Raw genomic sequence first — 24,668 nt, 5'->3', positions numbered from 1 at the left:
GTCATGCGCAGCGCCTATGCGCCGCCTGCCTGATCGCACCCATCGATGATCCTACGTGCATGCCTCCCGCCTTCCAGCGCATTCGGGCAGTCCCACGCACAGGCCTATACTTGGGCAAGGATCGTTCGCATCGGGGAAGGAGTGACACATGTTTCCAACATCGTTCTTGGCAATCGTGGTTCTGGTCGCTGGCGTCATCGTGCTGTTCAAGACGGTGCGCATGGTGCCGCAGGGATTTGAGTGGACCGTGGAGCGCTTCGGCCGCTACACCCACACGATGACGCCGGGCCTGCATTTCCTGATTCCGGTGGTCTACGGCGTGGGCCGCAAGATCAACATGATGGAACAGGTGCTCGACGTGCCCAGCCAGGACGTCATCACCAAGGACAACGCGGTGGTGCGCGTGGACGGCGTGGTGTTCTTCCAGGTGCTGGACGCGGCCAAGGCCGCCTATGAAGTGTCGAATCTGGAAATCGCCAGCATCGCGCTGGTGCAGACCAATATCCGCACGGTGATCGGTTCGATGGACCTGGACGAATCGCTCAGCCAGCGCGAAACCATCAACGCTCAGCTGCTCAGCGTGGTCGACCAGGCCACCAACCCGTGGGGCATCAAGGTCACCCGTATCGAGATCCGCGACATCCAGCCGCCGCGCGACCTGATCGATTCGATGGCGCGGCAGATGAAGGCCGAGCGCGAGAAGCGCGCGCAGATTCTCGAAGCCGAAGGCTCGCGTCAATCGGAAATCCTGCGTGCCGAAGGCGAGAAGCAGGCCGCCGTGCTCGAAGCCGAAGGCCGCAAGGAAGCCGCGTTCCGCGATGCCGAGGCACGCGAGCGCCTGGCCGAGGCCGAAGCCAAAGCCACCCAGGTGGTGTCCGATGCGATCGCACAGGGCAGCGTGCAGGCCATCAACTATTTCGTTGCGCAGAAGTATGTGGAAGCGTTCAAGGCACTGGCCACCGCGCCCAACCAGAAGTTCGTGCTGATGCCGATGGAATCCAGCGGCATCATCGGCTCCATCGCCGGCATCGCCGAGCTGGCCAAGGAGGCCTTAGGCAAGCCCGACGCGCCGGTGGTGCACGTGCCGCCACTACCGCCGCGCGCGGGAGGCTGAGCGATGCGCTGGGACGTGGTCGCCTGGGCAGTGCTGGCCCTGCTGTTGATCGCCGCCGAGACGCTGGCGCCCGGCGCGTTTCTGCTGTGGATGGGCATCGCGGCCGCAGCGGTGTGCGTGCTGGTGCTGGCCGTGCCCGGCACCTCGGTACTGTTGCAGATCGTGGCATTCGTGGTGCTCAGCTTCGTGGCCATCCAGGTGTATCGCACCTGGTTCCGCGGCAAGGGCCGGCAGAGTGATCGGCCCTTGCTCAACCGGCGCGCCGAACAGTTGATCGGCCGCAGTGTGCTGCTGGATCAGGCGATCGTTGACGGACGTGGCCGCGCTAAGGTGGACGATGCGTTCTGGGTAGTGAGTGGCCCGGATCTTCCCGCCGGTGCGCTGGTGCGCATCGTTGCGGTCGACGGCATGACCCTGCAGGTGCAGCCCAACACCTGATCCACCCACGGGCGCGTGATGCGCCCGTCTTGCGCCGTACGCCGCTCAATCGGGAACTCATCGGTCGCCGCTGGTCGGGTGCGTCCAAGCGGCGCACGCACCCCGATGCCCACGCACCGGCCGTGCGTTGCGCCAGTGGCAATCCGCGGTTTCCCCCAAGCGTGGCCGGCCGGCGATAATGGTCCTCTTTCCCTTGGACCGGCGCTCATGACCCAGAAGACCATCCTCAACGACACCCATCGCGCGCTCGGCGCCAAGATGGTCGACTTCGGCGGTTGGGACATGCCGATCCACTACGGCTCGCAGATCGACGAACACCACCAGGTGCGTCGCGACGCCGGCATGTTCGACGTCAGCCACATGACCGTGGTCGATCTGCACGGCGTGCGCGTGCGCGAGTTCTTGCGCTACCTGCTGGCCAATTCGGTCGACAAGCTCAAGGTCTCCGGCAAGGCCTTGTACACCTGCATGCTCAACCCGCAGGGTGGCGTGATCGACGACCTGATCGTGTACTTCATGCAGGAAGAGTTTTTCCGCCTGGTGGTCAACGCCGCCACCCGCGACAAGGACCTGCAGTGGATCGGCGAACAGGCCGCACGCTTCGAGGTGCGCGTGAAAGAACGCGCCGACTTCGCCATGATCGCGGTGCAGGGACCGAACGCGCGCAGCAAGGTGATCGACCTGCTCGACCCCGCCGACGCTAGCGCTGCGAGCAAGCTCGGCCGCTTCGCTGCGCTGCAGACGCGCACGCGCGATGGCGTTGCGTTGTTCCTCGCGCGCACCGGCTACACCGGTGAGGACGGTTTTGAAATTGTGTTGCCGCAGGCTGATGCGGTCGCGTTCTGGAATGCGCTGCTCGCGCATGGCGTGGCGCCTGCCGGCCTGGGCGCGCGCGACACCTTGCGTCTGGAAGCGGGCATGAATCTCTACGGCCAGGACATGGACGACAACGTCACTCCGTACGAAGCCGCGCTGGCCTGGACCATCACGCTCGACGAAGGCCGCGACTTCATCGGCCGCAGCGTGCTGGAGTCGCAGAAAGCGCAGGGCGCACCCCGCCAGATGATCGGCGTGGTCATGGACGAGAAGGGCGTGCTGCGTCACGGCCAGAAGGTGCTCAGCGCAGGCGGCGAAGGCGAGATCCTGTCCGGCACGTTCTCGCCCACCCTGGGCAAGGCCATTGCCTTTGCACGCGTGCCGGCCGGCAGCATCGACGACCTGCGCGTGGACATCCGTGGCAAGCAGGTGCCCTTGCGCGCGGTGAAGTTTCCGTTTGTGCGCGATGGCCAGGCCCAGCCCGGCGTACTCGGCGCGTAAGCCTGCCGCTGCCGGTCGTTCGCGCGGCCGGCAGCAGTGATCCATCGGCATTGCCATCACGCGATGCCAGCACCTGACGCACGGCCTTGGTTAAACTAGCGCCTTGTCCCCGAACCCTACGTTTTCCCGGAGCACACCCATGAGCGAGATCCCTGGCGACCTCAAGTTCCTCAAATCCCACGAGTGGGCCCGCGTCGAAGGCAATGGCCGCGTCACCGTCGGTATCTCCGACCACGCGCAAGGCTTGCTGGGTGACCTGGTCTACGTCGAACTGCCAGCCGTTGGCGACACCGTCCAGGCTGGCAACGGCGCTGCGGTGGTGGAGTCGGTCAAGGCCGCCTCCGACGTCTACAGCCCGGTCACCGGCACGGTCGTCGAGGTCAATGCCTCGCTGAGCGACAAGCCGGAAACCATCAATGAAGACGCGTACGGCGAAGGCTGGATCTTCGTGGTGGAGATCGACGACAAGGAACAGCTCAACGAACTGCTGGCCCCGGACGATTACGCCGAGCTGCTGGAAGACGACGCGCACTGATCGCGCCGCCTGCTGCATCCCGATGGCCGCTCATCCGAGCGGCCATTTTTTTTGCCTGGCGGGCGGTGGTTCGGCGGCCGAGCACAGAACTGCATGCCGTCGTTTTCTAGCTGGGGGTGATGCATGCCCAGGTGCAGGGCGTCGGCGCGCGGAGCAGTGGTCGACCGAATCGATGTCATCGCGGTCGCATCCGTCACGGGCGATGGTCGGCCGATGCGCTACATGCGGGCGGTCGATTGTTGGTCAGGCGTGTGCGGTCGTTTTTCGTCGCGTCGGAATTCTGGCGTGAGCCACTCGTGAGGAGTTGGCGTGCGCTCGGTGAAAAAGTGGTCGTCGTACTGCCATTGCCGATGTCGCGAACCAACGCATGCGACTCCATCGGTGCGCGTGTGCCGCACCGCATGCAGTACAAAACGGCGCAAGAAGTTTGCGCATTTGTGCTTGTGCGACGCCGGAAGCGGCAACGCCGGCAAAAAAATTTTCAGCTGGCGGACAGGCGGCGCAGCGGTCATCGCAGACACCGCGTCGTGTTGCTGGCGCGCAGTGCCTGCGTATGTGCTTGAACGGCATGCATGAAAAAAACAGCGCAAAAGAAGTGCTTTTTAAAAAACCACTGCGCAAGCGTCTGTGCGAATGCGGGGTTGGTGATCGCCGGCAACGCCGGTTTGCGTCGCCGCTTGCCGACGCGTGGCGACACCAGACTGAAAAATATTTGCAAAAGAGTGTTGACAGTAAAAAAAAGCGTGATTAGGTTTCGCCCAGCAGACATTGCTGCGGAAGAGAGTGAGCAGAATCGACATCAGGCCGACACGCTTGTTCCAGATGTCCACCGAAGCACCATCAACGGTGGAGTCGGGTTCGCTTCTCTCCAAAAAAAACGCAGCGGTCGTTCCGATCACGCACCCGTGTCGCCGTTCGATGCGGGTGTTTCTGTATCCGTCCCGTCGCGCATCACCTGCGGACGGTTCCCGACGACGGCATGCCGTCACGGGGTTTGCTTCAACTGGGCGTTTTCCAACTCCATAGTTCACTGACGAGGAGCCAAACACATGGCCACCACTAAAAAAGCTGCGAAAAAGAAACCCACCGCCAAGAAGGCAGTGAAGAAGACTGCCGCCAAGAAGGCCGTCAAGAAGGTCGCGAAGAAGGCGACCGCCAAGAAGGCAGTGAAGAAGACCGCCGCCAAGAAGGCCGTCAAGAAGACTGCAAAGAAGGCAACCAAGAAGACTGCTGCCAAGAAGGCCGTCAAGAAGACTGCGAAGAAGGCAACCAAGAAGACTGCCGCCAAGAAGGCAGTGAAGAAGACTGCAAAGAAGGCGACCAAGAAGACTGCCGCCAAGAAGGCCGTCAAGAAGACCGCCAAGAAGGCAGCTCCGAAGAAGGCGACCAAGAAGTCCGCCACCAAGAAGTCTGCTGCCAAGAAGCCTGCTGTGAAGAAGGTCGCCAAGAAGAAGCCGGCCGCTCGCAAGAAGAAGGCCGCTCCGGTCGCGCTGCCCGCAACCCCGGCACCGCTGATCTGATTTGTAACACCCGATCGCCGTAAACATCGAGCTCTCTCCCCGACGCCCAGCGGGGAGGGAGCTTTTTTATTGAGGCGGATGTAGTTGGGCGGATTGCCGCGGCAGAGCATCGTCGCCGACGCGGCGGATGGATGCAGGCGGCTGGAGCACGCGCTTGTGGGTTCTCGGGTTCGTACACTGCGAATCGGCAGCGCAATAGGGCAGCGGGCAGTACGTTAGGGCGCAAGTGCGGCCTGTTCCAGGCCCAGCCGGCGCAGGACGTCGCGCCCTATGCCACGGGCTGCAGCCCAGGGACGGAGGAGCACCTCGGGCTTGCAGGCTGCGTTCCACAGCCGACAAGGTGCCATAGCCACGCCTGCCGACAGCTCGACGCGGTACTTTACTGGACCGACCAATGACCGCCGAGTTTCTCCGCGTCGGCTGTATCGCCCATCACCAGCGGCTAGCTCTTAGTCTTAGGTGTAGTTGCAGCGACCGATCTCCAGCTTAGTTTGGGCACCACCCCTGCGACTTCCTTGCAGTCGCTGTGGATCGCCCGAGTCGATCCGCCGATCGCATCACCGGCGTCGTTTTCTAAGTGCTCGATGTGCATCCGCCTGCACATCGCTGTGACGCCGCCACTACCTAGCGGGCATTGGCATCTTCCTTCCAGCATCAGGCGCGGAATCTGTTCGCAGCAACACGAGCTTCGGGGTCTGCCCGCCAGTGGCTGTCCATCACCAACCCCGGAATCTGTCTGCCAAAGGCCAACGACACAAGCCTCGTCATCTGTCTGCCAGTGGTCAGCCGGTACGGGCTTTGAGCTATCTGCCAGTGGCAGGCCAACATGAGCTTCGGGAGGTGGCTGCTAGTGGCCAGCCGGTACCGAGCGTGCCGATCAGCACGCTCTTAAAGGCATCAGTGGCGCAGGCTCGCTTGGCCGAGTGCAAAGCACTGAGCGCTTGCTGGTTACCAGGTATGTAAATACAGCAAGATCGTCGTGACGCATCACGTCTGGCCAGCGTTCGTGCTGCCAACCGGCATCGGACCGCTCTCGAGCGGACAAGCAATCAAGGCTGTTTGCGGGATGTGCTACTGCTGAGGCCAGTCGCTAGTCGTGGGTTTTGCGGATGCCGCTGCGCAGTCTTCCAGGGAGCATTGGCAGCCAGCCGATGACCAACAGTTCCGACGCCGAGCATCAAGGACCAAGACACCCCCGATTTCAATATGGAGTAATGCTTCACCCGACCTCCGCTGCTGCCGCCATCCAATCCTGCAGGCACGGCTACCGAGGATGCATAGCGACACGGCATCACCTACCAGCTCGGCAACTTCACTTGCCGTGGCTGGCATCGCACCTCAGGCACCTCAGCCACGTACGTGCATGTAGGCACTGGTGCACCACTTCTGAGCGCCAGCGATCGGCTGCCACGAAATCCATCGCACCGCCTCCCAACAAGGCAACAAAAAAGGCGGCCGAAGCCGCCTTTCGATCTATGCGTTATCCAGCCACCAGGTCAGCGCGGCGATGCCACCGACTTGCCGGACGAGGCGCCCTTACCGGCAGGATCCGGACGCTCGGCCAGCATGTTCTCGCTGCCGAAGTCGCCGTCCACATCGATATCCAGCCAACGCTTGGCCGGCAGGCCAAGCGCGCGATCCAGGATGGTCGGCAGCATGCCCGAGGGCAGGCCGCTTTCGCCGTTCCACATGATGGCAATGCCGAGGTCGCGTTCGGGCAGCAACGCCACCAGGCCGCGATAGCCCTGCACGGCGCCGGCGTGGAAGATCACCTGATGCCCGGCGTAGTCGAACACGCGCCAGCCCAGTGCATAGCTGGCTGCGTCCACGCGCTCGTGGCGCCAGCCCGAGCGCATTTCGCCCGGTGTGGAGATCAGCGGTGCGTGCAATGTCGCCAGCAGCGGCGCAGGCAGGACGTCGGTGCGATGCCCGGTGTGGGCGAGCAGCCACTGCGCCATGTCGCTGGCGCTGGCATTGACGCCGGCGGCCGGTGCCAGGCGGTAGTAGGTCGGCTTGGGCGTCAGCGACACCCAGCCATTGCGGCTGCGCACATGCGGGCGTGCCCAATGCGGGCTGGCCTGGATACCGGCCAGGCCCATGCTGGCATCGTTCATGCCCAGCGGCTTGAAGATGCGGCGCTCCACTGATTGCTCATAGAAGCTGCCCGATGCCGCGAACACCACATCACCGACCAGGCTGAAGGCGACGTTCTGGTAGGCATAGCAATCGCCAGGCGCGCAGCGCAGTGGCGCGGCTGCCAGCTTGTGGCTGAGCGAGTAGTAGTCGGCGTTGGATTCGATGTCGCGGTCGTAGGCGTTGCGGGTCAGGCCGACGCGGTGGCTGAGGACTTCGGCTACGGTGAGCTGACGGGTGGCAGTGGAGTCGCTGAGCTGGAAGCCGGGGACGTAGTCCACCACCTTGCTGTCCCAGCGCAGCACGCCGTCGTTGACCAGCAGCCCGGCCATGGTGCCGGCAAATGCCTTGGACAACGACGCCAGCCGGAACACGGTGTGGCCGTCGACAGGCTGCGGATGATTGACGTCGGTGACGCCATAGCCGCGCGCGCTGAGCACCTTGCCGCCCTGCACGATGGCCATCGCCATGCCAGGTACGCGGTTGCCGTAGGTGAGCTGGTCGGCCATCGACTCGAACGAAGGCACATCGAAGCCAGCGGCAGGCGCCAGCACGCTGCTGGCAGGCAGCGACGTGCGGTAAGGCAACGGAGCAGTGGGCGACTGCGCGGCGGTCGCCGGCTGCAAGCTATTGGCAGTCAGGGCAGGGGTCTGCGCGGTGGAAGAAAGCGCCAGAGGCAGCAATGCCCCGAACAGCCCAACGGCCAACGGACGGAACCGTCGGCGCCTGCGTATTTCTGTCATGGTGTTCCCGCCTGTTCCACTGCCTCCGGCGATTCTAGCGCCGCGCTTTGCAATAGCACAAACTGCCGGAAGATGAATGGGCATCGTATTGATCCTATTGATGATTCTGCTTGTGAAAAAGCCCGCATGCAGCGCGCCTGGGCGGGCATGCAGACGCCACGATCAGGCAGCTGCAAGCCGCGTGCCCAGGTGCCGAGCAGGCCTCGCCAGGACCGTTAAAACCGCGCAAGTGCTTGGCGCCGCTGGCTGCGAACGCGTGCATCGGCTAACTTGCGCGCTTTCCTGCGGGCGCTGCGCTGTCATGGTCTTGTTGTCGAGCTCGCCGCACCGAGCGCTGTCATGCCGATGAACGGCCAGTCATCTTCGCGTCGATCGGTGGCCCACCTGGCGGGTGCTTTGCGCAGTTCCCCGCCGTTGGCGTGGTCGTTCCTGTACTTCTTCTGCCTGCTCAGCGGCTACTACGTGCTGCGCCCCGTGCGCGAAGCGATGGGTGCATCGGCGGATGTGGCGGCAATTTTTCCGGCCGGCATGATCGCGTTCTTCGGTGCACACGGCATGCCGCTGAAGGACTTCACCTTGCAGGTGCTGTTTACCTGCACCTTTTTGATCACCCTGCTTTTGCAACCGATCTACGGGGCCCTGGTGAGCCGCTACCCGCGCCGCGTATTTCTGCCGGTGGTATACGGCTTCTTTATCGCCACGCTGCTGCTGTTCTATGTGCTGTTCGACACCGGTGTGCCCGGGCGCGGAATGGCGTTCTTCCTGTGGACGGGGGTGTTCAACCTGTTCGCCGTGGCAGTGTTCTGGAGCTTCATGGCCGATGTCTTCAGCAATGCGGAGGCGCGCAGCTATTACGGCTATATCGGTGCGGCCGGCACCATCGGCGCGTTCCTGGGGCCGATCCTCACCCGCACCCTGGTGGAGCGGATCGGCATTGCGCACTTGATGCTGGTGTCGGCCGGCTTTCTGGGGATGTGCGTGGTATGCCTCTTGCGCCTGCGCCTGTGGGCGGTCGCACGCGAGCAGGAGCGCCAGGTGACCTCCGGCGAAGTGCCGATGGGCGGCGACGTGTTGGGCGGGCTGAAGCTGATCGTGCGCGAGCCGCTGCTGCGCTGGCTCGCGGTCATGGTGGTGTTTGGTGTGGGCGTTGGCACGCTGCTGTACAACGAGCAGGCCGCGCTGGTGCGGCGCCTGTATACCGATGCGGCAGCGAGCACCGCCTACTACGCCAACATCGATCTGGCGGTCAATGCGCTCACGCTGGTCCTGCAGTTGCTGGTCACGCGGGCCTTGTTGTCGCGCTTCGGCATTGCACCCGCGCTGCTGATTCCCGGCGCGGCGATCATCTTCGGATTCGCCGTGTTGTCTGCTTCACCGTTGCCCATGATGCTGGCGATCGTGCAGGTGATGACCCGCTCCAGCGAGTTTGCCCTGGCCAAGCCGGCGCGCGAGACGCTGTACACGCGCGTCGATCGCGAATGGCGCTACAAGGCCGGGGCCACGATCGACACCGTGGTCTACCGCGGCGGCGATCTGAGCGTTGTGTGGATCCACAAGGTGGTGTCGGCGTTCGGTTCCAGTGTGGTCTTCGGTGTGGGCGTGTTGATCGCATGCGGCATGACGGTGGGCGCCCTGGGCGTGCTGCATGAGGCACGCAAGCTCCCCGCCGAACGCGATGCGGCGGCAAGGCGCATCCGCGAGTAAGCCGCACGCCAGTCATCGCCGCTATGCTGGCGCCTACCTTGATCGAGCCAGTCCCTATGTCCATCGTTGCCATCGTTGCCGGCCTGTGTGTTGCGCTGCTGCACGTCTACATCCTGGTCCTGGAGATGGTGCTGTGGACGCGCCCACTGGGCCTGAAGACGTTCCGCAACACGCCGGAGAAGGCACAGGCCACCCGCGTGCTCGCGGCCAACCAAGGGCTCTACAACGGCTTCCTTGCCGCCGGCCTGTTCTGGGGCGCGCTGCAGGCCCGCACCGACGTGCTGGGCTTCTTCCTGGGCTGCGTGGTGGTGGCGGGCTGCTACGGCGCCTACAGCGTCAATCGCCGCATCTTCTTCGTGCAGGCGTTGCCGGCGCTGATTGCATTGGCACTGCTGTGGTTGCCGGGTTGAAGTCGCTATTGCTTTGGTAGCGGTGAGCGGCCGACGCGCTGCAACCGGCGTGCAGGGCACGTTAGGCGGGAGTTTGGCAGCGCATCGTCGGTTTGCTGGGCGCGTTCCAGCGTGTCTTCCGTTGGCGCTCGGGTAGGGCGCTGTGCTGCTGCCTGGCGACGCCAGCGCTAGAAGTGGAAAGAGATCACCTCCCGTTGCGCCGAACGAGATTGTGCAGGGTGCCAAGTGACCTCCGCAGCGATGCACAGCCAGGCCAATCAGCGCGGTAGCGCAGGTGCAATGACGATTGCTCTCTTGCGCGCGGCAAGCACTCGTTCGCCAGGCTCCAGAGACAACAGTGGCGAAGCACAATCCGCTCGCAGAGACGCTGTGCAACAAGCCTGCATCTCTCTGAGACAAAACGCGGCCGGACCCATCGGCGCAATCGCTCCACGCGATGCCTACAGCGTTTTGCACATTCGCCAGTGCGCATTTGCCACCTCAGAACAGCAACGGCCAGCCTGAGCCCGCCGTTGCAAAGACGCTGCGCGACGAGTCGCTCATCCCCTTCTCATCAACGCTGCCGGATCAGTCGGCGTGACCATCCACTCGCTGACAACGGCACGTTCGCCTGCGCTCACGGGTCAAGCGCCAGAAACAACAACGGCGAGCCTGAGCTCGCCGTTGTGCTTGTTCCTCGTTGCTGCCCTTACGCGGCTTCGCGCGGCTGCTGTGCCTGCGGCTTGTCGTAGAAGCTGGCCGCGCGCAGTTCGTGCGGATCGAAATCGTCCACGGTGATCGTGTCCATCATGATCTCGCGCAGCTCTTCCAGCAGCTTGCGCTCGTCCAGGGTGAGCACGCCCTCGGCCACGGCTTCGTCCAGCTGCGCCGGGAAATCCAACGCCTCGATACCCTTGGTCTTGAGCGCCTTCAGGAACTTGCGTTCCACCGGCTCGGCCATCACGGCCTTGGTCAGGTAGCTGGCGATACGGCCGCCCGGATTGTTGGCGCATGGTGTGAGGAAGACGCCCTGTGCCAAGCGATCGCGTGCTTCGTTAGGTGCCATCAGGATCGATGCCACACGATGGCCCAGGCGGTCGCCCGGTGCTTCGGCACGGCGGCCCAGCGGGAAGATCAGCACCCACATCAGCCAGCCCACCGGGCGGATCGGGAAGTTACGCAGTGCCGCCGACAGCGCGGTTTCGATCTTGTGCACGCTGTCGTGGAAGGCCCAGGCCAGCAGCGGCTGATCGGTCGCCGGTGCGCCTTCGTCGTGATACCGCTTGAGCATCGCGCTGGTCATGTAGATATGGCTCAGCACATCGCCCAGGCGACCGGACAGCGACTCCTTGAACTTCAACTTGCCGCCCAGCATCAGCATCGACACGTCGGCCATCAGGGCCAGGTTGGCCGAATAACGATCCAGCTTGCGGAAGAACCGACGCGTGTACGCATCGCCCGGCGCCGCACCGATGCGCGCACCGGTCAGGCCGAACCAGAACGAGCGCACGGCGTTGGAGATACCGAAGCGGATATGGCCGAACAGGCTCTGGTCGAACTCTTCCAGGCCGCGACGCGTATCCGGATCCTGCGCCGCCTTCATTTCCTTCATCACCCACGGATGGCACAGGATCGCGCCCTGGCCGAAGATCAGCAGGCTGCGGGTCATGATGTTGGCGCCTTCCACGGTCACACCGATCGGTGCGGCCTGCCAGGCGCGGCCGGCGAAGTTGCGCGGCCCCAGGATGATGCCCTTGCCGCCGATCACATCCATCATGTCGCTGACCACTTCGCGGCCCATGGTGGTGCAGTGGTACTTGGCAATCGCCGACGGCACCGACGGTACATCGCCACGATCAACCGCTGCGGCAGTGGCCTGCGCCAGTGCGCTGATCGCATACGCCTTGCCGCCGATACGCGCCAGCGCTTCTTCCACGCCCTCGAAACGGCCAACCGACAGGCCGAACTGCTTGCGGATGCGTGCGTACGCACCGGTCACCACCGCCGCGTACTTGCCGCCGCCACTGGCGGTGGAGGGCAGAGTGATCGAGCGGCCCACGGCGAGGCACTCGTTGAGCATGTTCCAGCCCTTGCCGACCATCTCCACGCCGCCGATCAACTGGCTCAGCGGAATGAACACTTCTTCGCCATGGATCGGGCCATTCTGGAATGGCGAATTCAACGGGAAGTGGCGACGGCCGATCTCCACCCCGGGGGTGTCGCGCGGCAGCAGCGCCAGGGTGATGCCGATGTCCTTCTTGTCACCGATCAGGCCGTCCGGATCATAGGCGCGGAACGCCAGACCGATCAGCGACGCCACCGGCGCCAGGGTGATGTAACGCTTGTCGAAGGTGAGCTTGACGCCGAGCACGTTGGCGCCGTTCCACTCGCCCTTGCAGACGATGCCGTAATCCGGAATCGACGTGGCATCGGAGCCTGCGAACGGGCCCGTCAGGCCGAAGCACGGCACCTCGGCACCCACCGCCAGACGCGGCAGGTAATAATCCTTCTGTTCCGGCGTGCCGTAATGCAGCAGCAGCTCACCCGGCCCGAGCGAGTTCGGCACACCGACGGTGGAACTGACCACGCTGGAGATCGACGACAGCTTCTGGATCACCTTGTGGTGCGCCAGCGCACTGAAACCCAAGCCGCCGTATTGCTTCGGAATGATCATGCCGAAGAACTTGTGCTTCTTGATGTAATCCCACAGCTCCGGCGGCAGGTCAGCGTGGACATGGGTGATTTCCCAGTCGTTGACCATCTTGCACAGCTCTTCCACCGGGCCATCCAGGAACGCCTGCTCTTCGGCGGTCAACTGCGGCTTGGGATAGTTGAGCAACTTCTGCCAGTCCGGATCACCGGTGAACAGCTCGCCCTCGAAACCGACCGAGCCGGTTTCCAGCGCAATGCGCTCGGTCTGCGAGAGCGGCGGCAGCACCTTGCGGAAGAACGCCATCAACGGCGTGGTCAGCAGTGGCTTGCGCAGGAACGGCAACAACACCGGCGCTGCAATCAGCACGACCAGCGCGGCTGCAACGATGGTGGCGGTGAGGTTGGCCCCCAACAGCCAGCACGCCACCAGCACGCAGGCGCTCAGCGCGACCCACGTGGCAAGGCGCATGCGGTGATAGGCAGCGATGCCCGCCGCCAGGATGACGAGGAGGAACGGTGCAACGATGCTCATGGTCTTGCTCCAGTGACATGCTCGGTAATGTTGGACGCGGTGCTGATGCCAACCGAGGGAAGTGCGTCCAGATAATGCAACACGGTGGCGGTAAACGTGGTGTTGTCGTCGCCGGCCAGCATGTGCGTGGCGTGCGGCAGTTGCACGTGCTGCGCATGCGGGGCGATCGACAGGAATTCAGTGATGGTTTGCGGCGTGACCAGATCGCTGCGTCCGCCGCTGATCAGCAGCATCGGGCACCGTACCTGTGCGGCAGCCTCCATCAGTGCCTGTTGCTGCGCCTGGCTATCCTGGCCCGCCAGTTCGCTGACCAGGCGCGGATCCCAATGCCAATGCCATTGCCCGTCGCTGCGCTGGCGCAGCAGCAACTGCAGTTGCGCCGCACTCTTGCGCGGGCGCTGCGGCAGATATGCGGCAATTGCATCGGCGGCCGCATCCAGCGACGCAAACCCCTGCGGATGCGCGGTCATGAAGCGCAGGATGCGCTCCACGCCGGTGGTATCCCAGCGTGGCGTGATGTCCACCAGCACAATCGCGCGAAACAAGCCCGGCCAACGCGCTTCGGCCAGCAGGCCGAACAGCCCGCCCATCGACGCAGCTACCAGCACCGGTGGCTCGGGCAACTCACCCGCCAGCACGATCAGGTCATCGGTAAATTGCGCCGCCGAATAGGGCAGGGACGCAGGATTGATACTGGAGTCGCCATGCCCACGCGCATCGAACGACAGCGCCTGATAGCCGGCCTCCGCCAGTGCCGTGGCCGTCGCTTCCCAGGCATGACGTGTCTGCCCGAACCCATGCGCCAGTAACACGGTGGGCGCATTGCCAGCGCCACGCCGCGAAACCGCCAACGACGCATCTCCCACACTGATGCGAGCAAGGGATGCAGTCTCGGCAAGGCTAGAGGGATGGCTGACCATACCTAATGGTATGGATCCCGCCCGGGGGATGTCAATACTCCCTGGTATGGACGGTTAAGCCGTTGAATTGCCGTGCTTTGCGTTATCGGCGGATGATGCATACTGCAACCGACCCGAGCGTATGGTTAAATCGTCACGATGAACGACATCACCGAATCCAGCCCTGCCACTCCCCGCGCCAGTTCCGGCCGCGGCAACCGCCTCAGCGCCGACGATTGGGCGCAGGCTGCGCTGGATCTGATTGCCGAACAAGGCGTGGGCGCCGTTGCGGTCGAACCGCTGGCGCGCCGTCTGGGCGTCACCAAGGGCAGCTTCTACTGGCACTTCCCCTCGCGCGACGCACTCTTGCAGGCTGCACTCGAGCGCTGGGAAATCTTCGAACAGAAAGAAGTGTTCGGCAGCCTGGAGGACGTGCCCGACCCAAGCGCTCGCCTGCGCGCGCTGTTCCAGCTGGTTGCGCACGAGGTCAAGCCGCATGTGATCTACAGCGAGTTGCTCAAGGCACTGGATCATCCCGCAGTACGCCCGGTCATCGACCGTGTCTCGCAGCGCCGCCTCGACTACCTGATCGCCTCGTTCCGCCAGGCCGGCCTCAGCCGCACCGATGCCCAACACCGCGCCCGCCTGGCCTACGCCGCTTACGTCGGCTTTCTACAACTCTCGCTGCAACTGCAGCAACCCAAGCAGGCCCGCGAAGATTTCGAAGCCTACGTCGAGCATGTGATTCAGACGTTGATTCCGGGGTGATTCAACGCATCTGGTGGCATCGATCAACGATACGAGCAGATAGAACTACGGCCCCAAATGGGGCCGTAGTTTTTCTTACCGAAGCTTCGAACTATCAGAAGCGCTGACGGTACTGCATGTACATGTAGCGGCCCGGGACGTCGTACTGCGGATCGAAGCGGTTTGCCGAAGTGCTGTAAGCGACGGGCGGACCCTTGTCGAAGGCATTGTTCAGACCAACCGAAACCGTGGCATTCCAGGGAGTGCTGTAACGAACCTGGATGTCGTGGTACGTCGTGGCACCGATGTGATTGCGCGGCTCAGCGCCATCAGCCGTGACGCGGTCAGGATCGGAGCAATATGCTTGCGCCAGTGCCGTCGACAACGGGCAAGCTTCTGCCATGCCGGACTTATAGCGCAGGCCCCAGTTGATGCCGAAGTCGCCAAGCGACCAGTCGACATACAGATTGGAGCGGATGCGCCAGTAAGGGTCCTGATTCAAATAGCGGCCCTGGAACTGCTCAAGCTCGGAATCCGCAGTTGCCTTGGTTTCCCAGCTGGACAGATAGGTCGAATCCCAGCTGATCGTGAACTGGCCGATCGCCGTTTCCGGCAGGCGGTAGTTCACGGCAAGATCCCAGCCTTCCACCTTGTAGGAAGCCAGATTCAGCAGCGGCATGTTGATGTTCGTAACGGTGTAAGCGCCATCCGCATAATTCGGATCACGCGTTACAAGCGCGCAGTACTCGGCCTGCTCACCTGCGCTGCCGCCGTAGCACTTGTCCAGGATGAACTGCGATTCCGGACGCGTGATGGCGTTTTCGATCTCGATCTGCCACCAATCCAGGCTGACATTCAGGCCCTGCGCAAAGCTCGGGCTGAAGACCATGCCCAGCGTACGGCTGGTCGACGTTTCTGGCTGCAACTGGTCGTTGGACGTCCAGGTGAAGGGCTCGAGTGTCTGCTTGGCGCCGTTGCCAGCACCGGGCTGCACAAAGTTCGCAGGAACGCCTGCTGCCGCACAATTCTGCGCCACGACCGGGTTGCTCAGCTGGCCGGACTGGCTCGAGCATGGATCGGCATAGGTTTCGAACGAATCGGAGTTGCCTGCGAACAGATTGTTGATGCTCGGAGCGCGGAAACCTTCGCTGTAGTTACCGCGGATCATCAAGTCCTGGATAGGCTTCCAACGGAAGCCGAACTTGTTGTTCACGGTATCGCCGAAGTTGCTGTAATCGGAATAGCGGGTCGCCAGGCTGAAGTCGAGCAACTGAGCGCCGGGCAGATCGGCCAGCACCGGAACCGACAGTTCGAGATAGAACTCGTCCAGGCTGTAGGAGCCCGCGGTAGGACGTGCGCCGTTACCTGTGCTCAAGCCCGCTGCGATGAATGCGTCGGGGTCGAACTGGCCGCTTTCCTTGCGGTATTCATAGCCTGCTGCAAAACCCAGGGGACCGGCCGGCAGAGTGAAGAGCTCGCCGCTGATGTTGGCGGTGTAACCCTTGGACTCGACCATGGACGAGTCATGCGCGGTGAAGCTCGTGTAGTCCAGTGCGTCCTGAGTGATCGAGCCACGCGGTCCAAGCGGATTGACGGGCACGCAGCCCGGAATCACGTCGCCGCCCGGGCCCGAAACGCAGACCGGAACACCATTGCGCAGTTCTGAAGGGCCATAAGCGTTGTTGAGGTTGGCGAGGTTGAACAGACCATAGGTCAGAACATTCTCGTCGGACTTGTCGTAGCGATAGCCCACGTCCCAATCGAAGCTGCGATCAGCAAATTCAAAGAAGCCTTCCAGGCCACCGTAGAAATGCCAGTTCTTGACGTTCTGATTGAACGAGCGGCCACCGGTTTCGATGAAGCGACGGTTGACGCTGGTCAGGTTCTGATCAAACGGGTTGTAGAGGCTATCTGCGCTGAGAGTCAGGCCAGTAACCGGCATTGCGGCCAGCAGCTGCTCGGACTTGCGCTCGTTGTACATCGCCTCGGTGCGGAACGTCACGTTGTCCGTGAAGTTGAAGCTACCCTGGGTGAACAGCGAGGTGCGCTCCTGCGGAGTCAGCAGGTAGTTGTCCGGTGCGGTGTTATAGCCGTGCACGTTAGCAACGTACGGCGTTTCAACACCATTGATGAGGATACGACGCGAACCATTGCGGACATACGAGCCGGGAAAACCCGTTCCGCTCTGGCCGCTGAAGAACGGGGGGCCGCCGGCGGAAATCTCGCGATCGCCAGCCATCACCGAATCTTCCTTCACGTAGGAAGCGCCAACCATCAAAGTCGCACGATCGGTGGTTGTGCCCAACGTAAAGTCGTACGCCTGACGCTGACCATCACCGTCGCTGTACTGGCCAACGTTGACGCCAGCTTCGGCGCCGTCGAAGTTCTTGCGGGTGATGATATTCACCACGCCGGCGATCGCATCCGAGCCGTAGATCGTCGAGGCGCCATCCTTCAGGATGTCGATGCGCTCGACCATGGCGGTCGGGATGGTGTTGAGGTCGACGCTGCCGTCCAGGCCGGTGGTCCAGCGACGTCCATTGACGAGCACCAGGGTGCGTGCGCTGCCAAGGTTACGAAGCGCGATGCCCGAGCTGCCGTCGCCACCATTGTTGAACGTACGGTTCAGAGCCGCGCCATTGGCCGCTACACGCTGCAAAACATCCGCGACAGAGGTGACACCCTGCTTGTCAATGTCCTGACGGGTCAGCGTCAGCACGGGCTGCGACGTTTCAATGTCTGCGCTCTTGATGCGCGAGCCGGTGACTTCGATCTTGTCGAGGTTGGTGGTACCGGCTTCCTGAGCGATGGCGGTACCAGTACCGCCGACGCCCACGACAAGCGCGAGGACAACTGCATCGCGCAGCTTGTTGGACTTGCAATTCATTAGCTCTCTCTCCAAGTGATCTTGGGTACTGCCAAGGGTTTGTTGGCCCGGCGGGGGATCCGAAGAAGCGGATCCAAAACGTCAGGGTGAACCGATGGTATATGCGTTGCGTCAGGAATTAAAGTCCCGTTAATGAAAAAGAAGAAAGACGTGAAATCGGGCGACGAACGGTCGGCCACAACGTAAAACGCCACCGGCTGGTGACCGGTGGCGTTGCTAAATTCTTTTTCTGAATCAGAGGCTTACAGGTCTTGCTCGTACCTGACGTACGGGATGGTCCCGTCGCTGTTGCTCTCGTTGTTCGGGGCAAACGGGTTCTTGCCGCGGGAAATGACGTTCTCCGCGCCGACCGTGAGCTGGCCGCTCCAGGGGGTGCGCCAGGTCAGGCCCAGGCCCAGGCCTTCCCACTTTTCCGGCTGGCCGGGGACGTCGACCACGCGCCCGATGACATTGGCGCTGAAGGCGCCGTAGCCGCCGCCGACGCTCAGGGTCTTGCTGTCCCATTGGTCGGCAATGGCCGGCGAGACGTCGGCCAGCGGCACCAGGCGGGCGCGGGCGTAGGTGCCACCAATGGACACGAAGCCTTCGCGGCCGATGTTCTTCTGGCCGAAGACGGTGAGATCGTTCTGCTCGACGCGGGTCAGTGGGGCCTTACCGGCACCGATCAGCCAGGAGGGCAGAGTGTCGCGGCCGGTCCCCGCGGTTACGCCAGCGCGTGCGCCGTTGCGGTTGAAGCCCAGCGTGGCGGACACGCGGCGCGAGGCGGCCGCGCTGTCTTCTTCGTCATCGCCGATACCTGCGAGCAGGCAATGGCTGGCAAGGCCGCTGATATTGGTGCCGCGGCTGCTGTTGCACAGCAGGCCGAGCGAATCGCCGGAGGTCAGGCCGAACGCAGCATCGAGCGAATTACGCCCGAAATGCCAGCGTGCGCCGGCCTTCTGCTCGCCGGTCGGTTCCAGGTAGAGGAAGGCTTCGACCTTGCCGCTGCCTTTGTTCCATACCGGCAAGATGGTGCTTTCACGGATCTGGGCTGCCGACTGCGCGTGCACGCCGCTGGCTGCCGCAAGGGCAACCAAGAGAGCGAGCGGAAGGCGCAGAAGATGTCGCATACCAGAGTTCAGACCCAGAGGCAGGTGTTAAGTTCCCGATAGCGGGCAGTGAGGATGCTAGGGTGTTTATGAATATTTAACAAGTCCTCGCTCTCCCCAGAACGTCGCTTGCCAGATGCTCTCTACTGCAACCGTTCCGGCGCATCCTGCGATGGCTGCGCCTCGCTGAAAAGTACGTCCAGCTCGGTCAACGGGAAGTGATACTCACGCCCGCAGAACTCGCACCGCACCTCGACTTCCCCAGTCGGCTCCGCCGCCGCGCGCGCTTCGTCTTCGCCCAGCGACTGCAGCATTGCGGCGACGCGCTCGCGTGAGCAGGAACAGCCGAAGCTTAGCGCCTTGTTGCCCACCAGTTCGGGCGCTTCTTCATGGAATAGACGATGCAGCAGGTCTTCGCCGGCGACCGAAAGCAGTTCCGGGGCGCCCAGGGTGTCGAACAGGGCGCCGACGCGGGTCCAGCCGTCGGTGTCGCCTTCGTCGCCGGGCAGCTTTTGCAGCAACAGGCCCGCAGCCTGGTCAGGCCCGGCGGCCAGCAGCAGGCGGGTGGGCAGCTGCTCGGACTGCAGGAAGTAGGTTTCGAACGCTTCGGCCAGATCCGGCGCCTGCATGCCCACCAGGCTCTGGTAGCGCTGCGGTTCGCGCGGGTCCAGGCCGGGGTTCTCGATGGTGATGGCCAGCAGGGCGTCGTCGCCGAGCTCGCGCAGATCGGTGGGCGCATCGGCACCGTCGGCGATCTGGACGATGCCGCGCAAGGTGCCGGCAGCGGTGCATTCGGCAAACAGCGTGCGTAGGCGGTCATTGCCGCGCAACTGCACCGACAGCCTGCCGTCTACCTTGGTGTGGCCGGTGAACAGCGCGGACGCGACTGCGGCTTCGCCAAGCAACTGGCGTGCAAATGGCGGGTAGTGGGCAGCGCCCTGGATGTCGCGCCAGGCCTGGGTCAGACGCACATGCACGCCACGCACGCCGGCGGCAGGCAACAGGAAACGGGAAAGCTGATCGTGATCGGTCATGGGAGCGTCGGACGTAAGGGACGCCAGTGCCGGATAATGCGGCAGGCATCGGGATGAAGGTCGTAGCGAACAATGGGGACGGACGGATTGGATGACAAGCAGGCCAGGCCACCGCGTCGGGCGCGGCGCTCGCTGCGCTGGGTGCTGGCGGCACCGTTGCTGTTCGCCGCAGCGAGCGTGCTGCAGGTGTTGGCGCTGCGCATCATCGACCCGCCCATCAGCACGGTGATGGTGGGCCGCTACCTGGAGGCCTGGGGCGAGGGCGAGGCGGGGTTCTCGCTGCACCATCAGTGGCGCGACCTCGACGAGATCGCGCCCAGCCTGCCGATTTCGGTGGTGGCCGCCGAAGACCAGCAGTTTCCGTCTCACCATGGGTTCGATCTACAGGCGATCGAGAAGGCACGCGATTACAACGCGCGCGGTGGCCGCGTGCGCGGCGCCAGCACCATCAGTCAGCAGGTCGCCAAGAACGTGTTCCTGTGGCAAGGCCGCAGTTGGGTGCGCAAGGGGCTGGAGGCCTGGTACACGCTGCTGATCGAGCTGTTCTGGCCCAAGCAGCGCATCCTGGAGATGTACGTGAACGTGGCCGAATTCGGCGACGGAATTTATGGCGCGCAAGCAGCTGCGCGGCAATTCTGGGGCAAGGATGCGTCGCGGCTGACGCCGACCGAATCGGCGCGTCTTGCAGCGGTACTGCCATCGCCGCGCCGCTATGACGCGCGCCGCCCCGGCGCCTATGTGCAGCGCCGCACTGCGTGGATCCAGCGCCAGGCCCGCCAGTTGGGTGGCCCCGGCTATCTGCAGGCGCCATGAGCGCGACCGCGATGCTGCCGGCCGATCAGAACGCTCCGCTCACTGCGGAACGCCTGACCGTGGTGATTGCCGCCTTCAACGAGGCGACCAGCATCCCGTTGCTGCACCCGCGCCTGCAGGGTGTCCTGGCTGGCCTGAGCGGCGTGCAGACGCACGTGCTGTATGTCGACGATGGCAGCACCGACGACACCTGGCAGGTGCTGCAGGCGCTCACCGATGCCGATGCGCAGGTCAGTGCAGTGCGGTTGTCGCGTAATTTCGGCAAGGAAGTGGCGATCTCGGCCGGTCTGGACCATGTGCTGCCGGGCGCGGTGGTGCTGCTGGACGCCGATGGCCAGGATCCGCCGGAGCTCATTCCCGAGTTCGTCGCGTTGTGGCGCGCCGGGTACGACAACATCTTTGGCACGCGGGTGTTTCGCGAAGGCGAGAGCTGGTTGAAGCGTGCGGCCGCGCATGCGTTCTACCGGGTGATCCGGCAATTGTCGCGAACGCCGATTCCTGCCGACACCGGTGATTTCCGGCTGCTCTCGCCTCGGGTGGTGCAGGCGCTGCAGCAATTGCGCGAACGCCATCGTTTCATGAAAGGCCTGTTTGGCTGGGTGGGATTTCGCCAGGTGGCGCTCCCGTACCGGCGCGCACCGCGCCTGTCGGGGCGCAGCAAGTTCACGGTGTGGCGGCTGTGGAATTTCGCGCTGGACGGCATCACCAGCTTCTCCACCGTGCCGCTGCGCGCGGCCACCTACCTGGGCATGCTGACGGCACTGGTGGCGTTCGGGTTCGGTGGATGGGTGATCGTCAAGGCGGCGCTGATGGGCGACCCGGTGCCCGGCTGGCCGACCATGATGTCGATCATCCTGTTCCTGGGCGGCATCCAGCTGATTGCGCTGGGCATGATCGGCGAGTACCTGGGGCGCCTGTACGACGAGGCCAAGCAACGGCCGCTGTATCTGATCGACACGTATCGCGGCGCGGCGGGAGTATTCTCGGGCGACCAGTCCAATCGCGGAGCAGGCCATGCAAACGGTACGGCAGCTGTTGGGGATGAAGCAGGTTGAGGTGTTTTCCGTCGCGGCCGACGCCGCGGTGATCGAGGCCATCCGTTTGATGGCCGACAAGAGCATCGGTGCGGTGTTGGTGATGGAGGGCGAGCGCCTGGTCGGCATCGTGTCCGAGCGGGATTACGCGCGCAAGGTGGTGTTGCGGGACCGTTCCTCGTCCAGCACCAGTGTGGCCGAGATCATGAGCCACGCGGTGGTGACGGTGTCGCCCGCAGACTCGGTCGAGCACTGCATGCAGCTGATGACCGATGGCCGTTTCCGGCATCTACCGGTGGTGGATAACGGCCGCGTGCAGGGCGTGATTTCCATCGGCGATCTGGTCAAGGCGGTGATCGAAGCGCAGCAACACGATATCGACCAGTTGCAGCGCTACATCGCCAGCTGAGGCGAGGCGTTACTGCGCGTACTTGCCGCCGCAATCGCTGTCCTTGCCGGGCCCGGGTTCGAAGGTCGCCAGCAGGGCAGCGGGCGGGGCGATGCTGCCCAGTGCAACCGCGATGGCGCCACGCACGCCCAGCGCCTTGAAATCCGGGCGGAACGACGGGTCCTTGAAGGTCCCGCCGATCCGCAGCGGCGAGCGCAGACTGAGGATGCTGCGATCTTTCGGGCGCGGGCGCAGCAGCAGATCCAGCTGCTCGTCCTTCAAACTGATACTTCCTTCGCCGATGATGATGGTGTCGGTGCTGTCGAAGGCCAGCGCGCGCGATTGCATCACGCCATCGCGCACACCGAAGTCGCCGAAGATGCAGCGCACCGGAATCTGCCGGTCGCGGGTGACAAGGTATTTCAGCGATTCGGCAATATCCAGGCCGGCCAGTTCCATGATCAGGTTGCCCACGTGACCGCGGCCCATGCCCACACCGATCGAGCCGTCGGCGGTACCGAGCATGGCGGCGATCGAGTTGCCACGTCCTTTCAGATCCAGATCGCCACCGATTGCGCCAGACGCCTGCTTGGCCAGGGTGGCATCGGGAAACAGCTTGTCCAGGCGGATACCGCGAATCGCGGCCTGCAGCTGGGTGGAAATCACCGGGTTGCGTGCGTCCATGCGGATGGTGGAGCGGATATCGCCGCCCGCCACGCCGAAATTGAGTGGATCCAGCTGCAGCAATCCATCCTTCAAGCGCAGCGATGCATCCATGTCGTCCAGCGGCCATGACGGTGTATTGATGCGCTGCGCGCGCCAGCGCACCTGCGCATCCATCGCCCGCAATTTGGACAGGTCATAGGGCGTGTCGGGCAGTACGCGGGTGTCGGCGGCCAATTGCGCTGCCCGCTTCTTTTGCTCGGCGTTAGCCGATTCGTTGGCGCCGGTCTTGGGCGGTGCACCGACAAACCCGGCGAGGTCGTCGAAATCCAGGCGTTTGGAGGCCAGATCGGCGCGCAGGAAGGGGCGCTTGTTGCGCAGATCCACTTCGGCGGTGCCTGAGAGATCGCTATCGCCGGCCTTGCCGGTGAAATCTTCGTAGCGCCAGATATCGCCGTTGCGGCGCAGGTGGCCATCCAGCGTGTACGGCGGGGTGGAGGGAATCGCCACGCCGGTTAGCGGATACAGGTCCTCCATGTCCTGGCCGCTCAATGCCATCTGCAGGTCGAACACCTGGAACTGAAACGGATTGGTCAGCGTGCCGCGCACGTGGGTGCGGGTGGCCCCGGCACTGCCGCGCAGGTCGATCCGGAACGGGTGCTCGGTCTGGCTCAGCTCCAGCGGCGAGGCGGTATTGCCTTTGAGCGTGAAGGGATACGCCTTCCAGCGACCCTTGCCGTCGATGCCGATCGGCGCGGCGCGCTGATCGCTGCGCGGTGGTGCCAGGCTGTTGATGGCGACGTCCACGTCAGACTTGTTGGCCGCATCGATGTACTGCAGCCGGCCGTCCTGCACCAGCAACCGGCCCAATCGCGGCAGGGTGCCATCGCCACCGCTGGTCTCGAACACCCAGTTGCCGGGGTGGGTATCGTCGCCGGCTTCCAGTACCACCTTGGTGTGCTCCAGCCGGATCTCCGGCAGGCGCACCTTGCCGCGCAGCAATGGCCAGAATTCGACATCGATTTCGGCTGAGCGCATCTGCGCCATGGGGCCGCGTTTGGACCATGCAGCATTGCCCAGGCTCAGCTGCTCACCGCGCACGGTGACGATGCGGCCCAGATCCACATCCAGATGGCCCAGGTGGAATTCGCGCCCCGTCTTGGCGCTGACTGCGCGCTCCACCGGGCCGCGCAACCAGTTCCAGTCGAACACCAGCACCAGGATCACGATCAGTGCCAGCACGATGCCGGTGCCGATCAACCAGCGGCGTCGGCGTGGTTGGCGGGAAGGGCGGGCGGCGATGGAAGCTGTCGGGGTAGTCACCCGACCCATGGTTGGCGAAGCCTCGTGCACGGCGCGCGAACGCGCCATCGGTCACACGATTTGCGCGGTCACCGCCACAAAGTGGCAAGCGCTGCCGGCGAGCACGAACAGATGCCAGATGGCGTGGAAATAGCGCTGCGTGTCGCGTTGGTAGAAGTAGGTGCCCAACGTATAGAAGAGCCCGCCGGCGAGCAGCCAGCATAGAGACCAGGTGTCGACCGCCGCCAGCAGCGGCTTGATCGCCACGATGATCAGCCAGCCCATTGCCAGGTAAAGGATGGTCGACAACAGCCGGAAGCGGCCGGTGAAAAACAGCTTGAAGATCACGCCCGCTGCGGCAATGGTCCAGATCGCAGCGAACAGGCTCCAGCCCCATGGCCCACGCAGGTTGATCAGCATAAACGGCGTGTAGGTGCCTGCAATGAGCAGATAGATCGCGCAGTGATCGAGCACCTGCAGGCGGGCCTTGGCACCCACGTGCGGGATGGCATGGAACAGCGTGGATGCGACATACAGCAGGATCAGCGTGGCACTGAAAACGATGGTGGTGGCCAGCTGCCAGCCATCGCCGTAGATCGCGGCCAGGGTGATCAGGACCGAGCCACCGGCCAGTGCGGCGATCGCGCCCAGGCCGTGGGTCACCGCACTGGCGATTTCATCGCGCAGGTCGGTGGAGGGGGGGGCATCTGCATTCATGCCCAAAAGGTACCGTAAC

21 protein-coding genes are annotated in these 24,668 nt (G+C 63.7%); 11 read left to right on the top strand and 10 right to left on the bottom strand.

Features of this window, described 5'->3' with window-relative positions:
• Positions 1-148 precede the first annotated feature (148 nt).
• From XCC_RS14915 to gcvH, 4 genes are all read left to right on the top strand, one after another.
• Positions 149-1,114, top strand: a complete 966-nt coding sequence (locus XCC_RS14915) for an SPFH domain-containing protein (protein ID WP_011038004.1) — start codon at positions 149-151, stop codon at positions 1,112-1,114.
• A gap of 3 nt (positions 1,115-1,117) precedes the next feature.
• Positions 1,118-1,552 carry an NfeD family protein gene (locus XCC_RS14910; protein WP_011038003.1) on the top strand — a complete coding sequence of 145 codons (435 nt, stop codon included), beginning with the start codon at positions 1,118-1,120 and terminating at the stop codon, positions 1,550-1,552.
• Between the two features lie 207 nt (positions 1,553-1,759).
• A complete protein-coding gene (gcvT, locus tag XCC_RS14905; protein ID WP_011038002.1) occupies positions 1,760-2,869 on the top strand; it encodes a glycine cleavage system aminomethyltransferase GcvT in 1,110 nt (369 codons plus the stop codon).
• A gap of 139 nt (positions 2,870-3,008) precedes the next feature.
• Entirely contained in the window at positions 3,009-3,404 is a 396-nt protein-coding gene (gene gcvH, locus XCC_RS14900; RefSeq protein ID WP_011038001.1) for a glycine cleavage system protein GcvH, read from the top strand.
• A 218-nt stretch (positions 3,405-3,622) separates the two neighbouring features.
• Here the strand turns inward: gcvH and XCC_RS22255 are convergent, their stop codons facing one another.
• Positions 3,623-3,916 (bottom strand): hypothetical protein, encoded by a 294-nt coding sequence (locus XCC_RS22255; protein WP_075287632.1) that lies wholly within the window; start codon positions 3,914-3,916, stop codon positions 3,623-3,625.
• A 60-nt stretch (positions 3,917-3,976) separates the two neighbouring features.
• Here XCC_RS22255 and XCC_RS14895 point away from each other — a divergent pair, with 60 nt between their 5' ends.
• Positions 3,977-4,438 carry a hypothetical protein gene (locus XCC_RS14895; protein ID WP_129588912.1) on the top strand — a complete coding sequence of 154 codons (462 nt, stop codon included), beginning with the start codon at positions 3,977-3,979 and terminating at the stop codon, positions 4,436-4,438.
• Here the strand turns inward: XCC_RS14895 and XCC_RS22440 are convergent.
• Together XCC_RS22440 and XCC_RS14885 are read right to left on the bottom strand one after the other, a co-directional pair.
• The gene (locus tag XCC_RS22440) at positions 4,432-4,872 is read right to left on the bottom strand and encodes a hypothetical protein (protein WP_020372506.1); all 441 of its coding nucleotides are present in this window, start codon (positions 4,870-4,872) and stop codon (positions 4,432-4,434) included. The genes XCC_RS14895 and XCC_RS22440 overlap by 7 nt on opposite strands.
• A gap of 1,548 nt (positions 4,873-6,420) precedes the next feature.
• The gene (locus XCC_RS14885; RefSeq protein ID WP_014508534.1) at positions 6,421-7,764 is read right to left on the bottom strand and encodes a serine hydrolase domain-containing protein; all 1,344 of its coding nucleotides are present in this window, start codon (positions 7,762-7,764) and stop codon (positions 6,421-6,423) included.
• A 375-nt stretch (positions 7,765-8,139) separates the two neighbouring features.
• On the opposite strand from XCC_RS14885, the gene XCC_RS14880 reads away from it, so the two are divergent.
• Both XCC_RS14880 and XCC_RS14875 read left to right on the top strand, forming a co-directional pair.
• Positions 8,140-9,504 (top strand): NTP/NDP exchange transporter, encoded by a 1,365-nt coding sequence (locus XCC_RS14880; protein WP_011037997.1) that lies wholly within the window; start codon positions 8,140-8,142, stop codon positions 9,502-9,504.
• Between the two features lie 56 nt (positions 9,505-9,560).
• Positions 9,561-9,914 carry a DUF1304 domain-containing protein gene (locus XCC_RS14875; protein ID WP_011037996.1) on the top strand — a complete coding sequence of 118 codons (354 nt, stop codon included), beginning with the start codon at positions 9,561-9,563 and terminating at the stop codon, positions 9,912-9,914.
• Between the two features lie 688 nt (positions 9,915-10,602).
• Here the strand turns inward: XCC_RS14875 and XCC_RS14870 are convergent.
• Together XCC_RS14870 and XCC_RS14865 are read right to left on the bottom strand one after the other, a co-directional pair.
• The gene (locus XCC_RS14870; protein WP_011037995.1) at positions 10,603-13,077 is read right to left on the bottom strand and encodes an acyl-CoA dehydrogenase; all 2,475 of its coding nucleotides are present in this window, start codon (positions 13,075-13,077) and stop codon (positions 10,603-10,605) included.
• The gene (locus XCC_RS14865) at positions 13,074-13,997 is read right to left on the bottom strand and encodes an alpha/beta fold hydrolase (protein ID WP_029628891.1); all 924 of its coding nucleotides are present in this window, start codon (positions 13,995-13,997) and stop codon (positions 13,074-13,076) included. The genes XCC_RS14870 and XCC_RS14865 overlap by 4 nt, the downstream gene beginning before the upstream one ends.
• 138 nt (positions 13,998-14,135) lie before the next feature.
• On the opposite strand from XCC_RS14865, the gene XCC_RS14860 reads away from it, so the two are divergent.
• Positions 14,136-14,744, top strand: coding sequence for a TetR/AcrR family transcriptional regulator (locus XCC_RS14860; RefSeq protein ID WP_011037993.1), 609 nt, complete (start codon positions 14,136-14,138; stop codon positions 14,742-14,744).
• Positions 14,745-14,838: 94 nt separating this feature from the next.
• Here the strand turns inward: XCC_RS14860 and XCC_RS14855 are convergent, their stop codons facing one another.
• The 3 genes from XCC_RS14855 to XCC_RS14845 all read right to left on the bottom strand — a co-directional run bounded on the left by XCC_RS14855 (position 14,839) and on the right by XCC_RS14845 (position 19,732).
• On the bottom strand, positions 14,839-17,610 hold the full coding sequence (locus XCC_RS14855; protein ID WP_019237424.1) for a TonB-dependent receptor: 2,772 nt from the start codon (positions 17,608-17,610) through the stop codon (positions 14,839-14,841).
• A 242-nt stretch (positions 17,611-17,852) separates the two neighbouring features.
• Complete coding sequence (locus tag XCC_RS14850; protein ID WP_016944143.1) at positions 17,853-18,686, bottom strand: hypothetical protein; 834 nt, start codon at positions 18,684-18,686, stop codon at positions 17,853-17,855.
• A gap of 155 nt (positions 18,687-18,841) precedes the next feature.
• Complete coding sequence (locus tag XCC_RS14845) at positions 18,842-19,732, bottom strand: Hsp33 family molecular chaperone HslO (protein ID WP_011037990.1); 891 nt, start codon at positions 19,730-19,732, stop codon at positions 18,842-18,844.
• 72 nt (positions 19,733-19,804) lie between these two features.
• Here XCC_RS14845 and mtgA point away from each other — a divergent pair, with 72 nt between their 5' ends.
• From mtgA to XCC_RS14830, 3 genes are read left to right on the top strand one after another with little or no spacing between them, the layout of a single operon-like run.
• The gene (gene mtgA / locus XCC_RS14840) at positions 19,805-20,545 is read left to right on the top strand and encodes a monofunctional biosynthetic peptidoglycan transglycosylase (protein WP_011037989.1); all 741 of its coding nucleotides are present in this window, start codon (positions 19,805-19,807) and stop codon (positions 20,543-20,545) included.
• Positions 20,546-20,556: 11 nt separating this feature from the next.
• On the top strand, positions 20,557-21,600 hold the full coding sequence (locus tag XCC_RS14835) for a glycosyltransferase family 2 protein (RefSeq protein ID WP_011037988.1): 1,044 nt from the start codon (positions 20,557-20,559) through the stop codon (positions 21,598-21,600).
• Positions 21,560-21,988 carry a CBS domain-containing protein gene (locus XCC_RS14830; protein ID WP_011037987.1) on the top strand — a complete coding sequence of 143 codons (429 nt, stop codon included), beginning with the start codon at positions 21,560-21,562 and terminating at the stop codon, positions 21,986-21,988. The genes XCC_RS14835 and XCC_RS14830 overlap by 41 nt, the downstream gene beginning before the upstream one ends.
• A gap of 9 nt (positions 21,989-21,997) precedes the next feature.
• Here the strand turns inward: XCC_RS14830 and XCC_RS14825 are convergent, their stop codons facing one another.
• Together XCC_RS14825 and trhA are read right to left on the bottom strand one after the other, a co-directional pair.
• Positions 21,998-23,962: an AsmA family protein gene (locus XCC_RS14825; RefSeq protein ID WP_043877883.1), complete on the bottom strand. Its 1,965-nt coding sequence runs from the start codon at positions 23,960-23,962 to the stop codon at positions 21,998-22,000.
• A 42-nt stretch (positions 23,963-24,004) separates the two neighbouring features.
• Positions 24,005-24,649, bottom strand: a complete 645-nt coding sequence (gene trhA / locus XCC_RS14820) for a PAQR family membrane homeostasis protein TrhA (RefSeq protein ID WP_011037985.1) — start codon at positions 24,647-24,649, stop codon at positions 24,005-24,007.
• Positions 24,650-24,668: the final 19 nt, after the last annotated feature.

It is taken from the genome of Xanthomonas campestris pv. campestris str. ATCC 33913, assembly GCF_000007145.1.
Lineage (GTDB): Bacteria > Pseudomonadota > Gammaproteobacteria > Xanthomonadales > Xanthomonadaceae > Xanthomonas > Xanthomonas campestris.
This window is presented reverse-complemented; position numbering and strand designations above follow the sequence as displayed.

Bases quoted from the DNA above. Each gene is read 5' to 3' on its own strand.
- XCC_RS14910 (WP_011038003.1), top strand. From the start codon at position 1,118: ATGCGCTGGGACGTGGTCGCCTGGGCAGTGCTGGCCCTGCTGTTGATC.
- XCC_RS14865 (WP_029628891.1), bottom strand. From the start codon at position 13,997: ATGGTCAGCCATCCCTCTAGCCTTGCCGAGACTGCATCCCTTGCTCGC.
- mtgA (WP_011037989.1), top strand. From the start codon at position 19,805: ATGGGGACGGACGGATTGGATGACAAGCAGGCCAGGCCACCGCGTCGG.
- trhA (WP_011037985.1), bottom strand. From the start codon at position 24,649: ATGAATGCAGATGCCCCCCCCTCCACCGACCTGCGCGATGAAATCGCC.
- XCC_RS14880 (WP_011037997.1), top strand. From the start codon at position 8,140: ATGCCGATGAACGGCCAGTCATCTTCGCGTCGATCGGTGGCCCACCTG.
- gcvH (WP_011038001.1), top strand. From the start codon at position 3,009: ATGAGCGAGATCCCTGGCGACCTCAAGTTCCTCAAATCCCACGAGTGG.
- XCC_RS14855 (WP_019237424.1), bottom strand. From the start codon at position 17,610: ATGAATTGCAAGTCCAACAAGCTGCGCGATGCAGTTGTCCTCGCGCTT.
- gcvT (WP_011038002.1), top strand. From the start codon at position 1,760: ATGACCCAGAAGACCATCCTCAACGACACCCATCGCGCGCTCGGCGCC.
- XCC_RS14915 (WP_011038004.1), top strand. From the start codon at position 149: ATGTTTCCAACATCGTTCTTGGCAATCGTGGTTCTGGTCGCTGGCGTC.
- XCC_RS14830 (WP_011037987.1), top strand. From the start codon at position 21,560: ATGCAAACGGTACGGCAGCTGTTGGGGATGAAGCAGGTTGAGGTGTTT.
- XCC_RS14835 (WP_011037988.1), top strand. From the start codon at position 20,557: ATGCTGCCGGCCGATCAGAACGCTCCGCTCACTGCGGAACGCCTGACC.
- XCC_RS22255 (WP_075287632.1), bottom strand. From the start codon at position 3,916: ATGACCGCTGCGCCGCCTGTCCGCCAGCTGAAAATTTTTTTGCCGGCG.
- XCC_RS14875 (WP_011037996.1), top strand. From the start codon at position 9,561: ATGTCCATCGTTGCCATCGTTGCCGGCCTGTGTGTTGCGCTGCTGCAC.
- XCC_RS14825 (WP_043877883.1), bottom strand. From the start codon at position 23,962: ATGGGTCGGGTGACTACCCCGACAGCTTCCATCGCCGCCCGCCCTTCC.
- XCC_RS14870 (WP_011037995.1), bottom strand. From the start codon at position 13,077: ATGAGCATCGTTGCACCGTTCCTCCTCGTCATCCTGGCGGCGGGCATC.
- XCC_RS14895 (WP_129588912.1), top strand. From the start codon at position 3,977: ATGAAAAAAACAGCGCAAAAGAAGTGCTTTTTAAAAAACCACTGCGCA.
- XCC_RS14860 (WP_011037993.1), top strand. From the start codon at position 14,136: ATGAACGACATCACCGAATCCAGCCCTGCCACTCCCCGCGCCAGTTCC.
- XCC_RS14845 (WP_011037990.1), bottom strand. From the start codon at position 19,732: ATGACCGATCACGATCAGCTTTCCCGTTTCCTGTTGCCTGCCGCCGGC.